Source organism: Aliikangiella sp. G2MR2-5 (assembly GCF_015687155.1).
Lineage (GTDB): Bacteria > Pseudomonadota > Gammaproteobacteria > Enterobacterales > Kangiellaceae > Aliikangiella.
Map to the genome: position 1 here is coordinate 145149 of NZ_JADPQF010000004.1, position 19430 is coordinate 164578.

20 protein-coding genes are annotated in these 19430 nt (G+C 43.1%); all 20 read left to right on the forward strand.

The genetic code is table 11. The annotated features are described in order from the left end of the window. Window positions 1-58 precede the first annotated feature (58 nt). The 20 genes from mnmE (at window position 59) to IYN84_RS13750 (ending at window position 19402) form a co-directional block, all read left to right on the forward strand. The gene (gene mnmE, locus IYN84_RS13655) at window positions 59-1423 is read left to right on the forward strand and encodes a tRNA uridine-5-carboxymethylaminomethyl(34) synthesis GTPase MnmE (RefSeq protein WP_196139797.1); all 1365 of its coding nucleotides are present in this window, start codon (window positions 59-61) and stop codon (window positions 1421-1423) included. A 154-nt stretch (window positions 1424-1577) separates the two neighbouring features. Next, complete coding sequence (gene mnmG / locus IYN84_RS13660) at window positions 1578-3470, forward strand: tRNA uridine-5-carboxymethylaminomethyl(34) synthesis enzyme MnmG (RefSeq protein WP_196139798.1); 1893 nt, start codon at window positions 1578-1580, stop codon at window positions 3468-3470. Between the two features lie 7 nt (window positions 3471-3477). After that, the gene (gene rsmG / locus IYN84_RS13665; RefSeq protein WP_196139799.1) at window positions 3478-4098 is read left to right on the forward strand and encodes a 16S rRNA (guanine(527)-N(7))-methyltransferase RsmG; all 621 of its coding nucleotides are present in this window, start codon (window positions 3478-3480) and stop codon (window positions 4096-4098) included. Window positions 4099-4285: 187 nt separating this feature from the next. Then, window positions 4286-5071 carry a ParA family protein gene (locus IYN84_RS13670; RefSeq protein WP_196139800.1) on the forward strand — a complete coding sequence of 262 codons (786 nt, stop codon included), beginning with the start codon at window positions 4286-4288 and terminating at the stop codon, window positions 5069-5071. Window positions 5072-5131: 60 nt separating this feature from the next. After that, window positions 5132-6007: a ParB/RepB/Spo0J family partition protein gene (locus IYN84_RS13675; RefSeq protein ID WP_196139801.1), complete on the forward strand. Its 876-nt coding sequence runs from the start codon at window positions 5132-5134 to the stop codon at window positions 6005-6007. A 185-nt stretch (window positions 6008-6192) separates the two neighbouring features. Beyond that, entirely contained in the window at window positions 6193-6651 is a 459-nt protein-coding gene (locus tag IYN84_RS13680) for a hypothetical protein (RefSeq protein ID WP_196139802.1), read from the forward strand. Next, window positions 6644-6865 carry a helix-turn-helix transcriptional regulator gene (locus tag IYN84_RS13685; RefSeq protein ID WP_196139803.1) on the forward strand — a complete coding sequence of 74 codons (222 nt, stop codon included), beginning with the start codon at window positions 6644-6646 and terminating at the stop codon, window positions 6863-6865. The genes IYN84_RS13680 and IYN84_RS13685 overlap by 8 nt, the downstream gene beginning before the upstream one ends. A gap of 8 nt (window positions 6866-6873) precedes the next feature. Continuing rightward, entirely contained in the window at window positions 6874-7980 is a 1107-nt protein-coding gene (locus tag IYN84_RS13690; protein WP_196139804.1) for a hybrid-cluster NAD(P)-dependent oxidoreductase, read from the forward strand. 38 nt (window positions 7981-8018) lie between these two features. After that, window positions 8019-8720 carry a DNA alkylation repair protein gene (locus IYN84_RS13695; RefSeq protein ID WP_210330502.1) on the forward strand — a complete coding sequence of 234 codons (702 nt, stop codon included), beginning with the start codon at window positions 8019-8021 and terminating at the stop codon, window positions 8718-8720. Between the two features lie 443 nt (window positions 8721-9163). Beyond that, on the forward strand, window positions 9164-9544 hold the full coding sequence (locus IYN84_RS13700) for an ATP synthase subunit I (protein ID WP_196139805.1): 381 nt from the start codon (window positions 9164-9166) through the stop codon (window positions 9542-9544). Window positions 9545-9563: 19 nt separating this feature from the next. After that, window positions 9564-10382: a F0F1 ATP synthase subunit A gene (gene atpB, locus IYN84_RS13705; RefSeq protein WP_196139806.1), complete on the forward strand. Its 819-nt coding sequence runs from the start codon at window positions 9564-9566 to the stop codon at window positions 10380-10382. A gap of 53 nt (window positions 10383-10435) precedes the next feature. Further along, window positions 10436-10702: a F0F1 ATP synthase subunit C gene (atpE, locus tag IYN84_RS13710; RefSeq protein ID WP_196139807.1), complete on the forward strand. Its 267-nt coding sequence runs from the start codon at window positions 10436-10438 to the stop codon at window positions 10700-10702. Window positions 10703-10748: 46 nt separating this feature from the next. After that, window positions 10749-11219 carry a F0F1 ATP synthase subunit B gene (locus IYN84_RS13715; protein ID WP_196139808.1) on the forward strand — a complete coding sequence of 157 codons (471 nt, stop codon included), beginning with the start codon at window positions 10749-10751 and terminating at the stop codon, window positions 11217-11219. Window positions 11220-11239: 20 nt separating this feature from the next. Further along, window positions 11240-11776: a F0F1 ATP synthase subunit delta gene (locus IYN84_RS13720; RefSeq protein ID WP_196139809.1), complete on the forward strand. Its 537-nt coding sequence runs from the start codon at window positions 11240-11242 to the stop codon at window positions 11774-11776. Between the two features lie 34 nt (window positions 11777-11810). Then, window positions 11811-13352 (forward strand): F0F1 ATP synthase subunit alpha, encoded by a 1542-nt coding sequence (gene atpA / locus IYN84_RS13725; protein ID WP_196140139.1) that lies wholly within the window; start codon window positions 11811-11813, stop codon window positions 13350-13352. A gap of 100 nt (window positions 13353-13452) precedes the next feature. Beyond that, window positions 13453-14313: a F0F1 ATP synthase subunit gamma gene (gene atpG, locus IYN84_RS13730; RefSeq protein ID WP_196139810.1), complete on the forward strand. Its 861-nt coding sequence runs from the start codon at window positions 13453-13455 to the stop codon at window positions 14311-14313. A gap of 65 nt (window positions 14314-14378) precedes the next feature. Further along, window positions 14379-15755, forward strand: a complete 1377-nt coding sequence (atpD, locus tag IYN84_RS13735) for a F0F1 ATP synthase subunit beta (RefSeq protein ID WP_196139811.1) — start codon at window positions 14379-14381, stop codon at window positions 15753-15755. A gap of 41 nt (window positions 15756-15796) precedes the next feature. Further along, window positions 15797-16219 (forward strand): F0F1 ATP synthase subunit epsilon, encoded by a 423-nt coding sequence (locus IYN84_RS13740; protein ID WP_196139812.1) that lies wholly within the window; start codon window positions 15797-15799, stop codon window positions 16217-16219. A 216-nt stretch (window positions 16220-16435) separates the two neighbouring features. Further along, the gene (locus IYN84_RS13745; RefSeq protein ID WP_196139813.1) at window positions 16436-16771 is read left to right on the forward strand and encodes a winged helix-turn-helix domain-containing protein; all 336 of its coding nucleotides are present in this window, start codon (window positions 16436-16438) and stop codon (window positions 16769-16771) included. A gap of 174 nt (window positions 16772-16945) precedes the next feature. After that, window positions 16946-19402, forward strand: coding sequence for a TonB-dependent siderophore receptor (locus IYN84_RS13750; protein WP_196139814.1), 2457 nt, complete (start codon window positions 16946-16948; stop codon window positions 19400-19402). Window positions 19403-19430: the final 28 nt, after the last annotated feature.

The following is a 19430-nucleotide window of genomic DNA, read 5'->3' on the forward strand; positions in this document are numbered from 1 at the left end:
ATCATTTTCACGCCGCTTTCGGCGCAGTTGGTTCGGATAGAATTTAACAAAAAGTGATATGACCGCTAAACAATCTACAATCGTCGCATTGGCAACGCCGCCTGGAAAAGGTGGCGTTTCTATTATTCGGGTATCTGGCCCGCTCTGCCAGACTATCGCAGAAAAACTGCTCGGCAAAAAACTTCAGCCGAGAATCGCCAATTATCTTCCTTTTCTGGACATTGACGGTCAGCAGCTCGATCAGGGGATAGCCCTCTATTTTGAAAATCCGCATTCCTTTACTGGTGAAGATGTACTTGAGTTTCAAGGACATGGCGGACCGGTAGTGATGGATCTCTTGATCGAGGCGGTTCTGGCATGTGGTGCGGTAATGGCTAAACCTGGCGAATTTTCCGAAAGAGCTTTTTACAACGATAAACTGGATCTGGCGCAGGCGGAAGCGATTGCCGATCTGATCGACAGCGGCTCAAAACAAGCAGCCAAATCAGCTCTTCGCTCTTTGACCGGAGAATTTTCTGCAAAAATTCATGCCTTGGTAGAAAAAGTGATCCATCTGCGCATGTATGTGGAAGCTGCGATCGATTTCCCGGATGAAGAAATAGATTTTCTTGCCGACGATAAAGTTAAATTGCAGCTTAAAGAGATTATTCAGGATCTTGCCGCCCTACTCGCTTCCGCTCAGCAAGGCAGCCTACTGCGCGAAGGCATGAAAGTAGTGATAGCCGGTAAACCTAATGCAGGAAAGTCCAGTCTGCTCAATGCCTTATCCGGCAGAGAGACGGCGATAGTCACAGATATTGCGGGGACAACCAGAGACGTTCTTTCTGAACAGATCCATATTGATGGTTTGCCGCTACATATTATCGATACCGCCGGATTGCGCCATGCCAAGGATAAAGTGGAGCAAATCGGGATCGAACGTGCTTCTAAAGAGATCGAACAGGCTGATCGGGTTTTGCTGGTTGTCGATTCCAGTGACGGCGAAGATCATCTGGCGCGAGAAGAGATCCGGCAATTTATCGATCCGGCGATTGAGCTACCCCCTGTTACTCTGGTGCGAAACAAATGTGACCTGGCCGACGAGTCGCCCAATATTGAAAAATTGCATGATGAAAGAGTGATCACCCTGTCCGCCAAAGAAAAACTCGGGATCGAGCTTCTCAAGGAGCATTTGAAGAGCATCGTAGGTTTCGAAGCGACTGAATCCGGTACTTTTATGGCCAGACGCCGCCATATTGATGCGCTTAAACGGGCGCAGGAGCATCTTGATACAGGTTTTGAGCAACTGACCCAGATGATGGCCGGTGAAATCCTTGCCGAAGAATTAAAACTTACTCAGGACTGCTTGAACGAAATTACTGGTGAATTTACCGCTGACGACCTTCTTGGACAGATTTTTAGTAGTTTTTGTATTGGTAAATAGTCTATTTTGGGTCTGGTAACTAAAATCCTCATGTTAGAATCTAATAATTGAGCAATTTTACTTTAATTATTGTTCAATTATTAGCCATTTTTAGGTAAGATCCCTGCCCCTTTTTCTAGTCCTTTTTAATGCTGGAATAACTTGGAATTTTTATATGATTTTTGACCAAAGTTTTGATGTGATCGTTGTCGGTGGAGGCCATGCCGGGACTGAAGCTGCGCTGGCTTCGGCGCGTACCGGTGCATCTACATTATTGGTAACTCACAACATCGAAACTTTGGGACAGATGAGCTGCAATCCTGCAATTGGCGGGATTGGTAAAGGCCACCTGGTAAAAGAAGTCGATGCTATGGGTGGTGTAATGGCGACTGCTATCGATCACGCGGGGATCCACTTTCGTAAACTCAATGCCAGCAAAGGCCCTGCGGTCCGCGCTACCCGCGCACAGGCAGATCGTACGCTTTATCGAAATTTTATCCGTAAGGCATTGGAAACACAGGAAAATTTGCAGATATTTCAACAGGCGGTCGATGACATTATTGTCGAAAACGATCGCGTTGCCGGCGTTGTTACCCAGATGGGTTTAAGGTTTAACGCGAAAACGGTCGTTTTAACTGCCGGCACTTTCCTGGGTGGACAGATCCATATTGGTTTAAGTAATTACTCCGGCGGTCGTGCTGGTGATCCACCATCAATTAGTCTGGCGCAAAGATTGAGAGAACTACCTTTTCGAATTGAGCGACTTAAAACTGGTACGCCACCGCGTATCGACTCTAGAAGTATTAACTTTGAAGGTCTGGAAGCACAGCACGGAGATACACCGGTACCGGTGTTCTCTATTTTTGGATCGGCAGATCAACATCCTCGCCAGATCCCCTGTTATATAACGCATACCAATGAGCGCACCCACGAAATTATCAATGGTGGTCTCGACCGGTCGCCGATGTTTAGTGGAGTGATCGAAGGGGTTGGACCACGTTACTGCCCGTCTATCGAAGATAAAGTGACCCGCTTTGCCGAGCGCAACTCGCATCAGATTTTTATCGAGCCAGAAGGTTTGGACACTTACGAAGTGTATCCTAACGGAATTTCCACCAGCTTGCCGTTTGATGTGCAGTTAAACTTTGTTCGCTCAATAAAAGGGTTTGAAAATGCCCATATTACTCGACCAGGTTATGCTATCGAGTATGACTATTTCGATCCTCGTGAGCTGAAAGCTTCGCTGGAAACCAAGCATATTGACGGACTTTTCTTTGCCGGCCAGATTAATGGTACTACTGGTTATGAAGAAGCTGCCGCTCAGGGTTTAGTTGCCGGATTAAACGCCGCGCTGAAAACTCAGGAAAAAGAGGCCTGGTCACCGAGTCGTGAGGAATCCTATATTGGTGTGATGATCGATGATTTGATCACTCGTGGTACGCAGGAACCTTATCGCATGTTTACATCGCGTGCCGAATATCGGTTAATTTTGCGCGAAGACAATGCCGACTTGCGTTTATCAGAAAAAGCCCATGAGCTTGGCTTGCTAAAAGATGAGCTCTGGCAAAAAGTTGCCGATAAACGAGAGGCGATTGAATTAGAGCTTCAGCGACTCAAGAAAGACTGGATCCAGGCAGACTCAGCTATCGCTGAGAAGATTAACCAGCATCTGGATAAGCCGATGGCGAGAGAATACAGCCAGCTTGATCTGATCAAAAGACCGCAACTTAATTATGCGCTGCTTGAAGATTGTATTGAAGGCATGGGGGAAGGTCTGGATCCATCTGTGAAAGAACAGGTTGAAATTCAGGCAAAGTACCAGGGATATATCGACCGTCAACTTGATGAGATCGAAAGGCATAAAAAGCAGCAGGATCAAAAAATTCCGGAAGATATCGATTACGCCAAAATTGGCGGGCTTTCTTCTGAAATTATTCAAAAACTTGAAAGTGTTCGACCCGAGACAATCGGCCAGGCTAGTCGCATCTCCGGGGTTACTCCTGCGGCTATCTCTATGCTCTTGATTACTATCAAAAAGCGTAGTTACAAACTTTCCAGGCAGGCCTGAGTCAGATATGAATAAGCGCTTACTTGGCGGTATCGAATCGCTTGGCCTGGATTTACAACCCCAACAGCAGGAAAAACTTAACGAGTTGTTGGAACAGTTGCTTAAATGGAATCAGGCTTTTAATTTAACGGCAATTAAAGATGAAGACGAGGCGGTTAAGTTGCATCTGCTCGATAGTCTTGCCATTGTGCCTCACTGGAGTTTTAGCAGGACCCTCGATGTTGGTACCGGGGCCGGATTTCCCGGGTTACCGCTTGCGATCGCGTTGCCGGATCAGGAATTTCATTTGTTGGATAGTAACAGCAAGAAAATTCGTTTTATCCGCCAGCAAATTCATCATCTTGGGTTGACCAATGTCACCGCCCATCATAGCCGAGTGGAACAGCATCAGGCAGATGGTTACGACTGTGTGGTATCAAGAGCTTTTGCTTCTCTGAGTGATATGGTTAATTGGACTAAGCACTTACTAACCCCAGGTTGTAAATGGATGGCGATGAAAGGTGTTTTTGATCAGTCCGAAGTTGATGCGATTCCGCAACAGGCAGTATTTGAAGACGTTTTTGAGTTAACAATCCCGCGGCTTGACGCTGATCGATGTTTAATCAAATTGGGCCGAACAAATGATTGATCCCAGCGTCGATCACTCTATAATGGATCGCCCATCCTTTAAGCTTCGTGGGGCCATCTGATTGGCTTAAGTGTCAGACAGATATAGAAAAATTAATTAAATCAAGGAATTATCTTATCACCAACTAGTTAGGCTGAATTAAGAAATTGGACGATTAGGATTTCAGAGAGATTATCAGAGGTATCTTGTGGGAAAAATCATTGCAGTGACAAACCAAAAAGGCGGTGTTGGTAAAACTACCAGCAGTATCAATATTGCTGCGTCACTTGCCGCTACAAAACGCAAGGTACTCTTGATCGATCTTGATCCGCAGGGAAATGCCAGCAGCGGATGTGGTATAGATAAAGATGAACTTGAATATCATATTCTCGATGTACTTACAGGTGATAAAAGCGCACAAGATTGCATGATCAATGCTGAACAGGCTGGTATTTATATCATTCCTGCAAACTCTGACTTAGCCGCTGCAGAAGCACACTTACTCAGCATGGATAATAAAGAAGCTAAACTGAAAAACGCGCTAGATTCTGTAGCTGATCAGTTTGATTATGTTTTTATCGATTGTCCTCCCAGTTTAAGTATTTTGACCGTGAATGCATTGGTTGCCGCTAATAGCGTTATGATCCCAATGCAGTGTGAATATTATGCTTTGGAAGGTTTAAGTGCACTGCTTCAAACCATCCAGCAAATTACTGAAGCTGTTAACCCTGAGCTGGAGATCGAAGGGATATTAAGAACCATGTACGATCCACGTAATCGTCTGGCAGTTGAAGTATCGAGCCAGTTGCATGAACATTTTGGTGATAAGGTTTATCGCACTGTTATTCCTAGAAATGTTCGACTTGCCGAGGCGCCTAGCTACGGATTACCTGCCCTGCTATATGATCGTCTTTCACGTGGAGCTAAAGCTTATCTGGCTCTGGCTGGAGAAATGATCCGCCGCCAGGAAACTATGGTTGAATCTGTCGCTTAACTTTCAGCGCATACTGTAATAAAAAAAATCAGAATTAAACCCTGTCTTTAGAGATTTTGAATGAAAAAGAAACTTGGTCGCTCCCCACTTGATGCCTTTTTAACTAAGCCAAAAACTGGAGCCGGAAAGGAAACTGAATCAAGTCTTCCCAAGGGAGAGTTGCAGAAGCTACCGGTAGAGTTGTTACAGCCGGGCCAATATCAGCCTCGCAAGATAATGACAGATGAGGCACTTGAAGAGCTGGCTAGTTCAATCAAGGCGCAAGGTGTGATCCAACCGGTTGTGGTCAGAGCGGTTAGTAGGGACAAGTATGAAATTATTGCGGGTGAACGTCGTTGGCGCGCTTCGCAAATTGCCCAGCTCGCTGAAATTCCTTGCTTAGTCAAGGATATTCCGGATGAAGCTGCCATAGCTATGGCGTTGATTGAAAATATTCAACGAGAAGATCTTAATGCTATGGAAGAAGCTGTCGCATTACAGCGTCTAATGGAAGAATTCAGCCTGACCCACCAACAAACTGCGGATGCAGTAGGTAAAAGCCGTACTACAGTTACAAACCTTTTGCGCTTGTTAACTTTAACTGAGCCGTGCCGGGTTATGCTGGAAAGAGGCGATCTGGAAATGGGCCATGCTCGTGCTCTACTTTCACTTCCCGGTGATGAACAAACCCTGGTAGCGAGAACCGTCGTATCAAAAGGGTTGACGGTGAGAGAAACAGAAAAGCTGGTACGTAAGCAGCTTTCTCCGGTTAAAGCTAACGCCAAGCAAGAAGTCGACCCTCATATTGAGCAGCTACAAAGAAGCATTTCCGATAAGATAGGTGCACCGACAAAGATTGAACATGGGAATAAAGGGAAAGGAAAAATTACTATTCAGTACAATAGCCTTGACGAATTGGACGGCGTGCTCCGACATATGGGAATTGAACAGCTTTAGTTTATTAAAAGTAAACTAAAAACGGGACATTTGTCCCGTTTTTTTTGCCTGCCTAAAAAAGCTATCACTATTTTTGATACCTAAAGGTAACAAAAACTTGACTTTGTGATACCTAAAGGTATCATTTGTAACCTTGGGGTATCAATTTCTTTATGATTTATTAGCGACATTAGGGAGCTATAGTTATGAATTTATTCAATGCTGAAGCGCAGTCGCGCTTTATGGTGGAGCAAGCGCGACTGACATTAATGATAGGATTTGCCTTATTGGCCGAGCTATTTTTTCCTATGACGGAAAACATATCTGGGAAAGGTTTTTTCACTATTGTTATGAGTGGAGCGGTTGTCGGTTTTTTTCTTGCCATTGTTATTAAGATGATTCATAACGCCAAACAAGCTCCTGTCAAAGCAATGTTCTCAGATGAATACACTTTAATGTTAGACAAAACCGGTAAATCATCGGCTTATCTTGCTATGTTGCTCGCTTTGGGAATCCAAATAGGAGTTTTAGATCTGATAGAGCTGAATTTAGAGCTATCAGATGTAGCCCAGTTTAATTTATCATTAGCTTTCATTTTTTATGGTGCCAAAGTAACCTGGAAAACTTACAAAGATAATCAATTAGAGCAATTAGCCGATGAGTGACGTGACCAATAAAATAGCTGTTTTCCGGTCACTTCTAAAAATATCACAACAAGATCTAGCTAATGCTATAGGTGTTTCCCGGAAAACGATAAGTACTGTCGAAACAGGAAGGTTTACTCCTTCTGTTACTATTGCATTAAAACTGGCCCTGTTTTTTGAAACCTCAGTAGAAGAATTGTTTTCGCTGAACGAACCCGATAATTTGGAAAGTTAATTTAATTTATGTCGTTAAAATGCTTAGAAGAAATTCAAAACATTCAGAGTTGGATTAGCCGCAAGACTTCCGTGGTTTGTGTAAATGTGATTCAGGAAACCCCAGACGTTAAGACTTTTCAGTTCAAAGCGATTGAGCCACAGCTTTTTCATTTTAAGCCTGGTCAATTTATTGGCATTCAATTGGAAATTGATGGTGAAAAGCATAATCGATCCTATACGATAGCGTCTTCGCCTACTCGCCCTCATCTGCTCGAACTGACCATAAAGAAAGATACGAAAGGTACCGTTTCTCCCTGGCTTCACAAAAATATTGTTAAGGGAAGCCAACTTGAGGTACGGGGACCTGCCGGGAGATTTAATTGCCTGGATATAGAGTCTGACAAGGTTCTATTAATTTCAGCTGGTTCAGGGATCACGCCGATGATGTCGATGGCCCGATTCTGGTGCGATCAATCAAGTGATAAAAATATTCGTTTTCTAAACTGGGCTCGTGGCGTACAGGATATTATTTTTAGGCGAGAGTTGGCGCTGATGGATCACAACCACCATAACTTTGATCTGGAAGTTATCTGTACTATGCCCGGGTTATCTGAAAACTGGCTAGGTCGACGTGGTCGGATAAATACTACTAGCTTGGCTGATATGGTACCTGACCTAAAAGAAAGGACGGTATTTTGCTGCGGTCCTGAAGGATTTATGGAGCAGGTGAAAGGTTGTTTGCAGGCACTTGAGTTTGACATGGCCAATTATCACGACGAATCGTTTGATCCCGGCGGGAAAAAGAAAGCAAAGATTGCTTCAGAAAAAGAGCAACTGGAAGAAGAGCTTGCTACAAATAAAGCCGCAATTGGACCATTCAATCTGACCTTCAACAAAACAGGTAAAACAGTTGTTGTTGAAAAAGAAGAAGTGCTGCTTGAACGTATAGAAAAAGAAGGTATTGCTATAGAATCTGCTTGCCGTGCCGGAAACTGTGGCGCCTGTCAGGTTAAAAAATTGTCTGGAAAAACCATTACAGCCAATGAAGCAGGACTTTTTGGTGAGAGGAAGGAACAGGGATATATCCTGACTTGTACGACTCATTTAGAGTCTGATGTGACTTTGGAGCTTTAATTAAGCTCCAGTCTTCGAAAAGGACTGATTCTCAGACGATGTCGTTAAAAAGCCGAGAAATTGAATCGACAATCATTGCAATGGCTAGTCCCGAAAGGGCAGCAAGTATGCAACGCTTCTTTAAAACCGGCGATGGCGAATATGCTGCTGGTGATCAGTTTCTCGGCTTATCTAACCCTCAAATAAGAAATCTGGTTAAGGAGCTTAAACCGATTTCTGTTCAAGATTGTCAGTTGCTGCTCAAGAGTAAGTGGCATGAAATACGCTTTTTCGCGCTGGTGATGATGGTTGCTTTATTCAAACCCAAAAAAAGTGAATTGAAAGACACAATCGTTGAACTGTATTTAGCTAATACTTGCTATGTCAACAACTGGGATCTGGTGGACTGTTCGTCCTATCATATACTCGGTGAATATCTACAGAATAAGGATTACACTCCCATACTCCGATTGGCTGCTTCGAGCAATATGTGGGAACGTCGTATAGCCATTGTATCCACCTACGCATTTATTAGGCGTGGTATCTTTAAACCGACTCTACAAGTAGCTGACATTCTACTTTTGGATAAAGAAGACCTCATTCAGAAAGCGACTGGTTGGATGCTTAAGGAGGTTGGCAAACGAGATCAGTCGTTGCTTTGTCATTATCTTCAAGCGAAAGAAATAGAATTACCCAGAGTATTACTTCGAACCGCAATAGAAAAGTTGCCGGTAGAGCAGAAAAGCCGTTTGAATAATTAGTAGCCTGAACATTTTTATACAAACAATTGATGCTTTGCATCAGAAGGCTTATTTATCAATTCAATCTGATTAAATCTGGTCCAATTTGCGCGAGAGGTTATTTAAAAACTAAAAAACAATTTGGTGGTTAGTAAACAGTTATTAATAGCAAATCGAAATAGGAATTATCTACATTTCCTTATATAACAGTAGCTTATGGCTGTCATGAGATTTCGCGCTTGAAAACAGTCTAAATTTGTACCGTAAAATTCAAAAAAACTGCTGATTTTCAAGCAAAATTTACTGCCAATTAACTTGCCAGATCACTTGCTAATGATCGCCATGATCTCTATAATTTGCGCCGCATTTATGTGGTTGTTTTTTGCGCACGCCAAATGGCTGGCAAGGGCCAATCTTAAAAGGTCCGAAGAGAGTAAGGTTCGACTTGTTGGGAAATAGAGAAAATGAGCCAGGCCTTAATCAAAAACGGATATCAACAAGCCAAAAAGCTATTAGTTATTCAGACGCTTATTGTCGCTCTGGTGGCTAGTTTAGGCTTGATAAAAGAATTAAAGGTAGCAATTGCATTGCTATCAGGCGGATTAGCAGTTTGTTTGGCTAACTGGTTTTTCGTCTATAAAGCGTTTTCCAAATCTGGGGCCAGTGCCAATAAACAGGTGGTTAACGCATTTTACATTGGGGAAACTTTGAAAATCGGTTTGGCAGTTGGCTTTATTAGCCTTGCTTTTTGGCAGCTACCCGGTTTTGAGGTTTTCGCCTTAGCTGGATATGTCGTGGCGCTTTTGAGTCAATGGTTGGCGCCGATTATCATCAAAACCCATTAACAACAGGAATAATGAGTTTATGAGTGCAGAAAACAGTACGGGCTATATCAAGCACCATCTGCAAAACCTTCAAGCTTGTTCAACCGAAGATGGTTGGGCGTTTAATAGCGTTGAGAATCCTACCCTTTGCTCTGGCTCGCGATTAGATGCAATCAATGTCGATACCATGGGCTTCTCGATTGTTCTGGGTGCCATTTTCTTGTGGATTTTCCGCCGTGCTGCGAAAAAAGCGACTACCGGTGTTCCTGGTAAGTTCCAATGCTTTATTGAGTTAGTTATCGACTTTGTCGATACCAATGTTAAAGATACCTTCCATGGCAAAAACAAATTAATTGCGCCACTTGGCCTGACCATTTTTGCCTGGGTTTATTTAATGAACCTGATGGATTTGATTCCGGTGGACTGGATCCCTGGATTAGCGCACCTGATGGGTGTGCCTTACCTGAAAATCGTACCTAGTACCGATGTTAATATCACTTTTGCTATGTCGATTTCTGTCTTTATCCTGATTCTTTTCTATAGCATCAAGGTTAAAGGTATCACTGGTTTTACTAAAGAATTAACCCTTAACCCTTTCAATCACTGGGCAGCGATTCCGCTCAACCTGGTTCTGGAAGGAGCGGCATTACTTGCTAAGCCAATTTCATTGTCGCTTCGACTTTTCGGTAACATGTATGCCGGAGAGTTGATCTTTATCCTGATTGCTTTGATGGGTTATATGCAGTTACCGCTTCACTTTGGCTGGGCGTTATTGCACTTATTGGTTATTTTCTTACAAGCTTTCATCTTTATGATGTTGACTGTGGTTTACCTCAGTCTGGCGCATGAAGATCACTAATTAAACTTTACTTTTTAACTTTAAACTTAACTATTCCTCATTAGGAGAACAAAATGGAAACAGTAATCGGTTTTACCGCAATCGCAGTAGCTATCCTTATCGGTCTGGGCGCACTAGGCGTTGGTATCGGTATGGGTCTTTTAGGTGGTAAATTCCTTGAGAGCGCTGCTCGTCAACCAGAATTAGCGCCAATGCTTCAAGTTAAAATGTTCATCGTTGTTGGTCTTCTTGACGCGGTTGCGATGATCGGTGTTGGTATCGCATTATTCTTCACTTTCGCAAACCCATTCGTTGAGCAATTAGCAGCGGTAGCAAACTAATCAATCTCTGGGTCTTTTAATTAACCGACATTAAGAGGAGATTGCCGTGGATTTTAATGCAACCCTGATTGGCCAAACGATAGCGATGATTGTTTTCGTTTGGTTCACAATGAAATATATCTGGCCATTGCTTGATGCTGCGATTACTGAGCGTCAAGAGAAAATTGCCGAAGGGTTAGCTGCAGCGGATAGAAGCCAGCACGATTTAGAGCTGGCTCAAAAGAAAGCTGCAGAAACCATGCGCGAAGCAAAAGAAAAAGCTGCAGAGCTACTTGAGCAAGCGAAAAAGCGTCATGCTGAGATTGTTGATTCAGCTAAAGACGACGCACGCGCTGAAGCCGAAAAAATCATCGCTGGTGCTAACGCAGAAATCGAACAAGAAGTTCACCGCGCTCGCGAAGAACTTCGCAAGCAGGTTTCTGTATTGGCTGTTGCTGGCGCTGAAAAGATTCTTCAACGCAATATCGATGCATCTGCGCAAGCAGATATTCTTGATAGCTTAGTTGCTGAACTTTAATCAAAAAATGAAGGTGGCCCATGGCTGAATTAACAACACTAGCAAGACCTTACGCGAAAGCTGCGTTTGAGCATGCACTGGAAGCAAAGCAGTTGGCCGAATGGTCTGATATGCTGGCTTTCGCTGCTGGCGTAGTTAGCGATGAGGCGATGCAACAGCTATTAACAAGCCCTCATTTTTCTAAAGAAGACCAACAAAACGCAATGTTGAAAGTTTGTGAAGACAAGCTTGATGATAAAGGCACTAACTTTATCAAGCTGCTTGCGCGTAATGGTCGACTTTTGGCTTTGCCTGAAATTGAAGTGTTATTTAATTATTTGCGTAGTGAGTTTGAAAAAACAATCGAAGCGCAAATCACTTCGGCAACAGAGTTAAATGAGCAGCAGATCACTCAACTTAAAGAAAAGTTGGCGGCTAAGTTGGGCCGACAAGTGGAAGTAAGCGTTGATGTTAACGCAGACCTTTTGGGTGGTTTGATTATTCAAGCAGAAGATTTAGTCATCGATGGTTCGGTTCGCGGTAAGCTAGCCAAGCTATCGGATACTTTAAACGTATAAGACTACTATTAATAAAGGAAAGCAGAGCATGAGCATGCAACTGAATCCATCAGAAATTAGCGAGTTAATCAGACAGCGTATCAACGACTTTGAAGTTGTGTCTGAAGCTCGAAACGAAGGTACTATTGTCAGCGTATCTGACGGTATCTTGAAAATTCACGGCCTTGCGGAAGTAATGCAAGGTGAGATGATCGAATTACCAGGCGGTAAGTACGGTTTGGCACTTAACCTTGAGCGCGATTCAGTTGGTGCGGTTGTGCTGGGTGACTACTCAGACATCGTTGAGGGTCAAAAAGCAAAATGTACTGGCCGTATTCTTGAAGTTCCAACCGGCGACTGCATGTTGGGCCGCGTTGTTGACGCTTTAGGTAATCCGATCGACGGTAAAGGACCAATTGAAGGTGCAACCTACTCTCCAGTAGAAAAAGTTGCTCCTGGTGTAATCTCTCGTCAATCAGTTGACCAGCCGGTTCAAACTGGTTACAAATCAGTAGACGCGATGATTCCTGTTGGTCGTGGTCAGCGAGAGTTGATCATCGGTGACCGTCAAACTGGTAAAACAGCATTAGCGATTGACGCAATCATCAACCAGAAAGACACAGGTATTCGTTGTGTATACGTTGCGATTGGTCAAAAAGCTTCTACTATCGCGAACATCGTACGCAAACTGGAAGAGCATGGTGCAATGGCCAACACTATCGTTGTTGCTGCATCAGCGTCTGACTCTGCTGCGCTTCAGTTCATTGCTCCTTTCGCAGGTTGTACCATGGGTGAATATTTCCGAGACAACGGTGAAGATGCATTAATCGTATATGATGACTTGACCAAGCAAGCTTGGGCTTATCGTCAAATTTCATTGTTGCTTCGTCGTCCACCGGGTCGTGAAGCATACCCTGGTGACGTATTCTACCTACACTCACGTTTACTTGAGCGTGCTGCGCGAATCAACGCTGATCATGTAGAAAAAATTACAGAAGGTCGAGTTAAAGGTAAAACAGGTTCTTTGACTGCTCTGCCTATCATCGAAACGCAAGCTGGTGACGTATCTGCGTTCGTACCAACTAACGTTATCTCTATCACTGACGGTCAGATCTTCCTTGAAACTGACTTGTTCAACGCGGGTATCCGCCCAGCGGTTAACGCTGGTCTTTCGGTATCTCGTGTAGGTGGTGCTGCACAGACCAAGATCGTTAAAAAATTGGGTGGTGGTGTTCGTTTAGCACTTGCTCAATATCGTGAATTAGCGGCTTTCGCACAGTTCGCTTCTGATCTTGACGATGCGACTCGAGAGCAGTTAGAGCACGGTCAACGCGTTACTGAATTAATGAAACAAAACCAATACGAGCCAATGTCAGTAGCTCAAATGGCGGTTTCATTATACGCAGCTGAAAAAGGTCACTTGAAAGACGTTGAGTTAAACAAAATCCTTGATTTTGAAGCGGCATTACAAGACCACATGGGCAGTAACGAAAAAGCGTTGATGGATAAAATCAACGAAAGCGGCGATTACAACAAAGATATTGAAGCTGAGTTGGAAGCTGCTATTAGCAAGTTTAAAGAAACTGCTACTTGGTAATCATTGGGCGGGGATTTTGATTAATCAAACTCCCCTCTTCTACCAAGCAGTTTTATTAAGTTAACTTATAAATTTCAAATTGAACTAACTGGAACAGTCTATGGCGGTCGGAAAAGAAATTCGTACCAAGATTGGAAGTATTAAAAATACTCAGAAAATCACCAGTGCGATGGAAATGGTTGCAGCGAGTAAAATGCGTAAAGCACAAGATCGTATGGAAGCAACCAAGCCTTATGCTGAGAAAATTCGCAGCGTAATTGGTCATCTAGCAATGGGTAATACTGAGTATAGGCACCCTTATATTATCGAACGTGAAGTTAAGCGCGTTGGATTTATCGTGGTCTCTACCGATCGCGGTTTGTGTGGTGGTCTAAATACTAACCTTTTCAAAAATGCTCTGCAGTCAATGAAAGATTGGCAAGATAAAGAAGTCGAAATCGATTTGTGTTTGATTGGATCGAAAGCAGGCGCATTCTTTAATCGATTTGGCGGCAATGTTGTAGCCAAAACGACTAACCTTGGTGACCAGCCTACTGTTGCCGATCTCATCGGTACTGTGAAAGTGATGTTGGACTCTTTTGATGAAGGTCGAATAGACCGCTTGTATCTGGTTCACAATGAGTTTGTTAATACTATGACTCAAGAGCCAAGAGTTCATCAATTGCTTCCGGTAGAAAAACAGGAAGAAGACGAGTTGAAACACCACTGGGATTATATCTATGAGCCTGATGCAAAAGAACTGTTAGATGTTCTATTGGTTCGCTATATTGAATCTCAGGTTTATCAAGGTGTAGTTGACAATATCGCTTGTGAACAGGCCTCACGAATGGTTGCGATGAAAGCTGCAACAGATAATGCCGGCGATATTATTGATGACTTACAGTTGATTTACAACAAAGCGCGTCAGGCAGCAATTACCCAGGAAATCTCTGAAATTATTGGTGGCGCGGCGGCTGTATAACCGTTAAGCACTAGAGATTTTAAGTTAACGAATTTTAAAGATTAAATTACATAGAGGAACAAACAATGAGTAACGGTAGCATTGTTGAGATCATTGGCGCCGTCATCGACGTGGAATTTCCGCGTAACGATGTCCCTAAGGTGTATGACGCACTTGATATTGAAGGCAGTGAATTAGTACTGGAAGTTCAGCAACAATTAGGTGACGGTATTGTCCGTTGTATCGCGATGGGTTCCTCTGAAGGGATGAGCCGCGGTATGAAAGTGACCAACACTGGCGCGCCTATCTCTGTACCAGTTGGACAAGAAACTCTTGGTCGTATTATGGACGTATTGGGTAACCCAATTGATGAAAAAGGTCCTATCGGCGAGAAAGAAAGAATGTCTATCCACCGTAAAGCACCTTCTTATGAAGACCAGGCGGCGGCTAACGAATTATTAGAAACAGGTATCAAAGTTATTGACCTGGTTTGCCCATTCGCTAAGGGTGGTAAAGTTGGTCTGTTCGGTGGTGCGGGTGTTGGTAAAACTGTAAACATGATGGAACTTATCCGTAACATCGCTACAGAGCACAGTGGTTTCTCTGTATTCGCTGGTGTTGGTGAGCGTACTCGTGAAGGTAATGACTTCTACCACGAGATGACTGATTCAAACGTAATCGATAAGGTATCTCTGGTTTACGGTCAGATGAATGAGCCTCCAGGAAACCGACTACGTGTTGCTTTGACTGGTTTGACTATGGCGGAAAAATTCCGTGACGAAGGTCGTGACGTACTACTATTCATCGACAACATCTATCGTTACACACTAGCAGGTACTGAGGTATCAGCACTTCTTGGTCGTATGCCTTCTGCGGTAGGTTACCAGCCTACTCTTGCTGAAGAAATGGGTGTACTTCAGGAGCGTATTACTTCAACCAAGACTGGCTCTATCACATCTGTTCAGGCGGTATACGTACCTGCGGATGACTTGACTGACCCGTCTCCAGCTACAACCTTTGCTCACTTGGACGCGACTGTTGTACTTTCTCGTCAAATTGCTGAGCTTGGTATCTACCCTGCGGTTGATCCATTGGATTCGACTTCTCGTCAGCTTGACCCGCTTGTGATTGGTCAAGAACACTACGATACTGCTCGTGGCGTTCAAGGTGTACTTCAGCGTTACAAAGAGTTGAAAGACATCATCGCGATTTTGGGTATGGATGAGTTATCCGAAGAAGATAAGTTAACTGTTGCTCGTGCTCGTAAGATCCAGCGTTTCCTATCTCAGCCATTCTTCGTTGCTGAAGTATTCACTGGTTCACCAGGTAAATATGTATCTCTGAAAGATACTATCTCTGGATTCAAAGGCATTCTTGCTGGTGAATACGACCACTTGCCAGAGCAGGCATTCTACATGGTTGGCTCTATCGAAGAAGCGGTAGAAAAAGCAAAATCAATGTAATTTGAATGTAACTTTTAGCTCTCGGGCATAGGAAATTGAAAATGTATACATTTCATTTAGATATAGTAAGTGCCGAGAAGTCTATCTTCTCTGGCACTGTCGACTCTCTGGTCGCCACCGGTGAACTCGGTGAACTGGGTATTGTGCCTGGTCATGCGCCTTTATTGACCAAGCTAAAGCCTGGTACAGTGAAAGTCACCGATCACGATGGAAATGTAGAACATTACTACGTTTCTGGTGGAATGCTTGAGGTACAGCCTCATGTGACTACCATTCTTGCCGATACTGCGGCGCGAGCTGATGACGTCGACGAAGCAGCTGCAATTGCTGCTAAAGAAGCGGCTGAAGCGGCAATGGCGGATCAAAACTCTGAAATTGAGTACTCTGCAGCAGCAGCTGAACTTGCTGAAGCGGTGGCTCAATTAAGAACGATCCAGGCAATTCGCAAGAAAGCAGGCAAGTAATCAGGCTTAAAGTGCTGCCTCTAGAGGCGCCAATAAGCAAAAGCGGCTCTATAGCCGCTTTTTTTTGTCTTGTTTTTATCACTTTATATCAAGCTTTCACACTGTCTACCCCTTCCTTCGTACCAACCTCTTTGCCAGCTTGAACCTTTTTATGTCATTTTTACTTACCAAAGACGGTCTAACTTAAAACCAGACAGAAAAGCCGGGGTTCTATAAATGTTTAATGTAAATCTGATGATTAGTGAAAAAAGCAAGTTCAAAGTTGGAAATGTAGAGTTCGACGCAATGACCCAGTCGTTATCTTGTGATCAGGGTACGCTTTATTTAAGACAAAAGTTAAATGACGTGCTTTACCTGATGGTAATAAACCAGTCCAAGCCAGTTTCTCGACACGAACTTATTGAAAAAGTATGGAACGGCAATATCTACACAGGTACTAAAGCAGTCACTCATTCGGTTTGCGAACTTAGAAAAGCTTTTCAAAACCTGGGTGCTGATGATATTGAGATAAAAACATTACCCAAACGAGGTTACATCCTTAAGGTCTGTTAACCGTCAATTTTTTGTTATAAAGGTTAATAATCTGCCGATTTTTTGGCTAAAACCTTGAGATTAATCAAATTTTACAACACAGGTATTATTTACAACGCGTTAAAGATTGACATTCTTTGTACATTAATTAGACTGCCCCCCTCACTTCCAGTCTCGTTATTATTAGGAGTTATTATGCAAAGGATATCCAAAGTTGTAGCCGCAGTTTCAGCGGTTTTGGCTACTATCCCTGTTACCTGTCTGGCAGATCAGGCATCAGACAAAGACAAAAACAAAATTGTCATTACCGGTTCACACGTTAAGCGGCTAGATAATGAGGCTTCATCGCCTCTTAGAATACTTACACCTATCGATATTCAAAACTCTGGTGCCAGAACCCTGTCAGAGTTACTGGCTTCGACGGTACTTGCAAATGGTGGAGCGCTTAACAACCAACAAACCGGAGGGTTTACTCCTGGCGCGGCAAGTTACAATTTGCGCGGTCTAAGAGCTGACAGAACGCTTGTTCTGGTTGATGGAAAGCGATTGGCGGCTTACCCATTTGGACAAAATGGTAATGAAGCTTTCGTTGACCTCAATACTATCCCACTAGCGGAAGTAGAAAGTGTAGAAATTCTAAAGGATGGTGCTTCTGCTGTTTATGGATCTGATGCAATTGCAGGTGTTGTTAACGTTATCACTCATAGAACTTTCAACAATCACCAGGTAGAAGTTTCAACAACTCAGGCAGATTCAGATTATTCGGGCTCTAGTGTAACCTATGTTGGTGGTTTCAATTTCGCACAAGGTGATTTGGGGCTTGTCGCTGAAATTATTAACTACGACTCTTTGATGGGAGGTGACACTGATTTCGCCGACCAGCTAGGAGTTAATCAACTAGATGAATATAGTTTTCCGGGCACTTATTTTGTTAATGATGGCGGCGCAACTTTGCTAGCCATTGCTGCTGAAGGTTGTGAACGTGTCGAGGATGCGTCTCAATTTAATATGCGTGGTGAGCTTTGTGTTAATGACTGGGCGAGTAAACGCCAGTTAATGCCTGCCAACGATCGCGTCTCTCTCTCAGCTAAATACAATCAGTATGTCGGTGATAGCACTTTTTATGCAAATTTGTCATTGAATAAGATTGAAACTGAATCAGATGTTCCTTTCGGGATCACTAGATTCGATATTGCAAATATCCCTGCATCAGATCCGAACAATCCACTAGGTCAAGATATCGCATTTTTTAGTCGTGCAATTAGTGAAACAGGTCTGCAAAAAATTGATACTGAAGTAACCAATACACGATTAAATGTTGGTTTTGAAGGCTTCCTTCTTGATTACGATTACGATGTTAGCCTAAGTCATAGTGAAACCAAGGTAGACGAGATCTATTCACAAGGATGGATGACTATTGATAGCTATATTTCTCTTTATAACGATTTTAGTAGTGGCGCTTTGAACCCCTTTGCTCAACTCACTAATGCTCAACTGTCAAACTATACCGAGTCTTTCGGTCATTACGGCAAGAGTTATCAAACTGAGCTGGCAGGTATGATCTCGGGAGAAATTGCTGAGTGGGAAACCGGAACCGTCTATTTCGCATCTGGTGTAGAATTTAGAAAAGAGCATTTAAAAGACACTTCAGATCAAGCTATTCTAGATAGCCAGGTTTTTGGGCTTGGACTTTCTTTTGCTGAAGGTGACAGAGATGTTACTGCATTATTTGCTGAATTTATTTTACCTGCCGCTGAGGAAGTAGAAGTCAACCTGGCACTAAGATATGACGACTACTCTGATTTTGGTTCTAGTCTAAATCCTAAGCTTTCTGCTAGCTATCGTCCTAGCGAGTTGTTCCTTTTCAGGGCATCTTATGGACAGGGATTTAGAGCTCCTAACCTGTTTGAGTTGAATGGACAGGTACATGGTAGTGTCGGTAATATTCCATTTATCAGTATTGCTAATGAAGAGTTAGAAGCAGAAACATCTACAAGTTTCAATATCGGTTTTGTGTTTGATATCCAGGAACGATTTATGACTTCTATAGACCTTTGGCAAATTGAAGTCGATGACATGATTACTGATCTAGGTGTAAGTCGAATTTTGACCGCTACGGATGAAAACGACAACTTGATCTACCAAGACTTAATCGTGATGGATAATGGAAATTTATCCTACGTTTTAAACCCTTATGTCAATCTTAATCGTCAAGAAGCACAGGGCTTTGATTTGTCTTCACGTCTAACCTTTAGTGAGAACTGGAGTTTGGAAATTAATGTGGCGCACCTTTTAAAACTCGATCAGTTTAATGATGATCAAGTTGAACCAATTAACTTAGATGGCGAGTATCTATTTCCAAAAACGCGCTTAAATACACGCCTACTTTGGGAGACAGATAATTTCCGTCATTTACTTTCTTCGTCGACTACTGGAGAGCATGGTAGTGATACAGTCGAAACTGACAGTTATACCAGGTTCGACTACCAGATGACTTATTCGATTGATAAGCATCAGTTTATCTTCAACGTGGCTAATATTTCAGACGAAAAACCGCCGTTACTCGAAGATAATTTCTGGCCTTTCTATGAGCAAAGAATGTACTCTCCGCTAGGACGTACCTACTCATTGAATTGGAAATACCAGTTCTAAAAGCGTTCCCCACCGTATGTTTAACATA

What these genes read in the sequence shown, in the direction of transcription:
- mnmE (WP_196139797.1), top strand. Translation starts at nt 59, where the DNA reads ATGACCGCTAAACAATCTACAATCGTCGCATTGGCAACGCCGCCTGGA.
- mnmG (WP_196139798.1), top strand. Translation starts at nt 1,578, where the DNA reads ATGATTTTTGACCAAAGTTTTGATGTGATCGTTGTCGGTGGAGGCCAT.
- rsmG (WP_196139799.1), top strand. Translation starts at nt 3,478, where the DNA reads ATGAATAAGCGCTTACTTGGCGGTATCGAATCGCTTGGCCTGGATTTA.
- IYN84_RS13675 (WP_196139801.1), top strand. Translation starts at nt 5,132, where the DNA reads ATGAAAAAGAAACTTGGTCGCTCCCCACTTGATGCCTTTTTAACTAAG.
- IYN84_RS13680 (WP_196139802.1), top strand. Translation starts at nt 6,193, where the DNA reads ATGAATTTATTCAATGCTGAAGCGCAGTCGCGCTTTATGGTGGAGCAA.
- IYN84_RS13685 (WP_196139803.1), top strand. Translation starts at nt 6,644, where the DNA reads ATGAGTGACGTGACCAATAAAATAGCTGTTTTCCGGTCACTTCTAAAA.
- IYN84_RS13690 (WP_196139804.1), top strand. Translation starts at nt 6,874, where the DNA reads ATGTCGTTAAAATGCTTAGAAGAAATTCAAAACATTCAGAGTTGGATT.
- IYN84_RS13695 (WP_210330502.1), top strand. Translation starts at nt 8,019, where the DNA reads ATGTCGTTAAAAAGCCGAGAAATTGAATCGACAATCATTGCAATGGCT.
- IYN84_RS13700 (WP_196139805.1), top strand. Translation starts at nt 9,164, where the DNA reads ATGAGCCAGGCCTTAATCAAAAACGGATATCAACAAGCCAAAAAGCTA.
- atpB (WP_196139806.1), top strand. Translation starts at nt 9,564, where the DNA reads ATGAGTGCAGAAAACAGTACGGGCTATATCAAGCACCATCTGCAAAAC.
- atpE (WP_196139807.1), top strand. Translation starts at nt 10,436, where the DNA reads ATGGAAACAGTAATCGGTTTTACCGCAATCGCAGTAGCTATCCTTATC.
- IYN84_RS13720 (WP_196139809.1), top strand. Translation starts at nt 11,240, where the DNA reads ATGGCTGAATTAACAACACTAGCAAGACCTTACGCGAAAGCTGCGTTT.
- atpA (WP_196140139.1), top strand. Translation starts at nt 11,811, where the DNA reads ATGCAACTGAATCCATCAGAAATTAGCGAGTTAATCAGACAGCGTATC.
- atpG (WP_196139810.1), top strand. Translation starts at nt 13,453, where the DNA reads ATGGCGGTCGGAAAAGAAATTCGTACCAAGATTGGAAGTATTAAAAAT.
- atpD (WP_196139811.1), top strand. Translation starts at nt 14,379, where the DNA reads ATGAGTAACGGTAGCATTGTTGAGATCATTGGCGCCGTCATCGACGTG.
- IYN84_RS13740 (WP_196139812.1), top strand. Translation starts at nt 15,797, where the DNA reads ATGTATACATTTCATTTAGATATAGTAAGTGCCGAGAAGTCTATCTTC.
- IYN84_RS13745 (WP_196139813.1), top strand. Translation starts at nt 16,436, where the DNA reads ATGTTTAATGTAAATCTGATGATTAGTGAAAAAAGCAAGTTCAAAGTT.
- IYN84_RS13750 (WP_196139814.1), top strand. Translation starts at nt 16,946, where the DNA reads ATGCAAAGGATATCCAAAGTTGTAGCCGCAGTTTCAGCGGTTTTGGCT.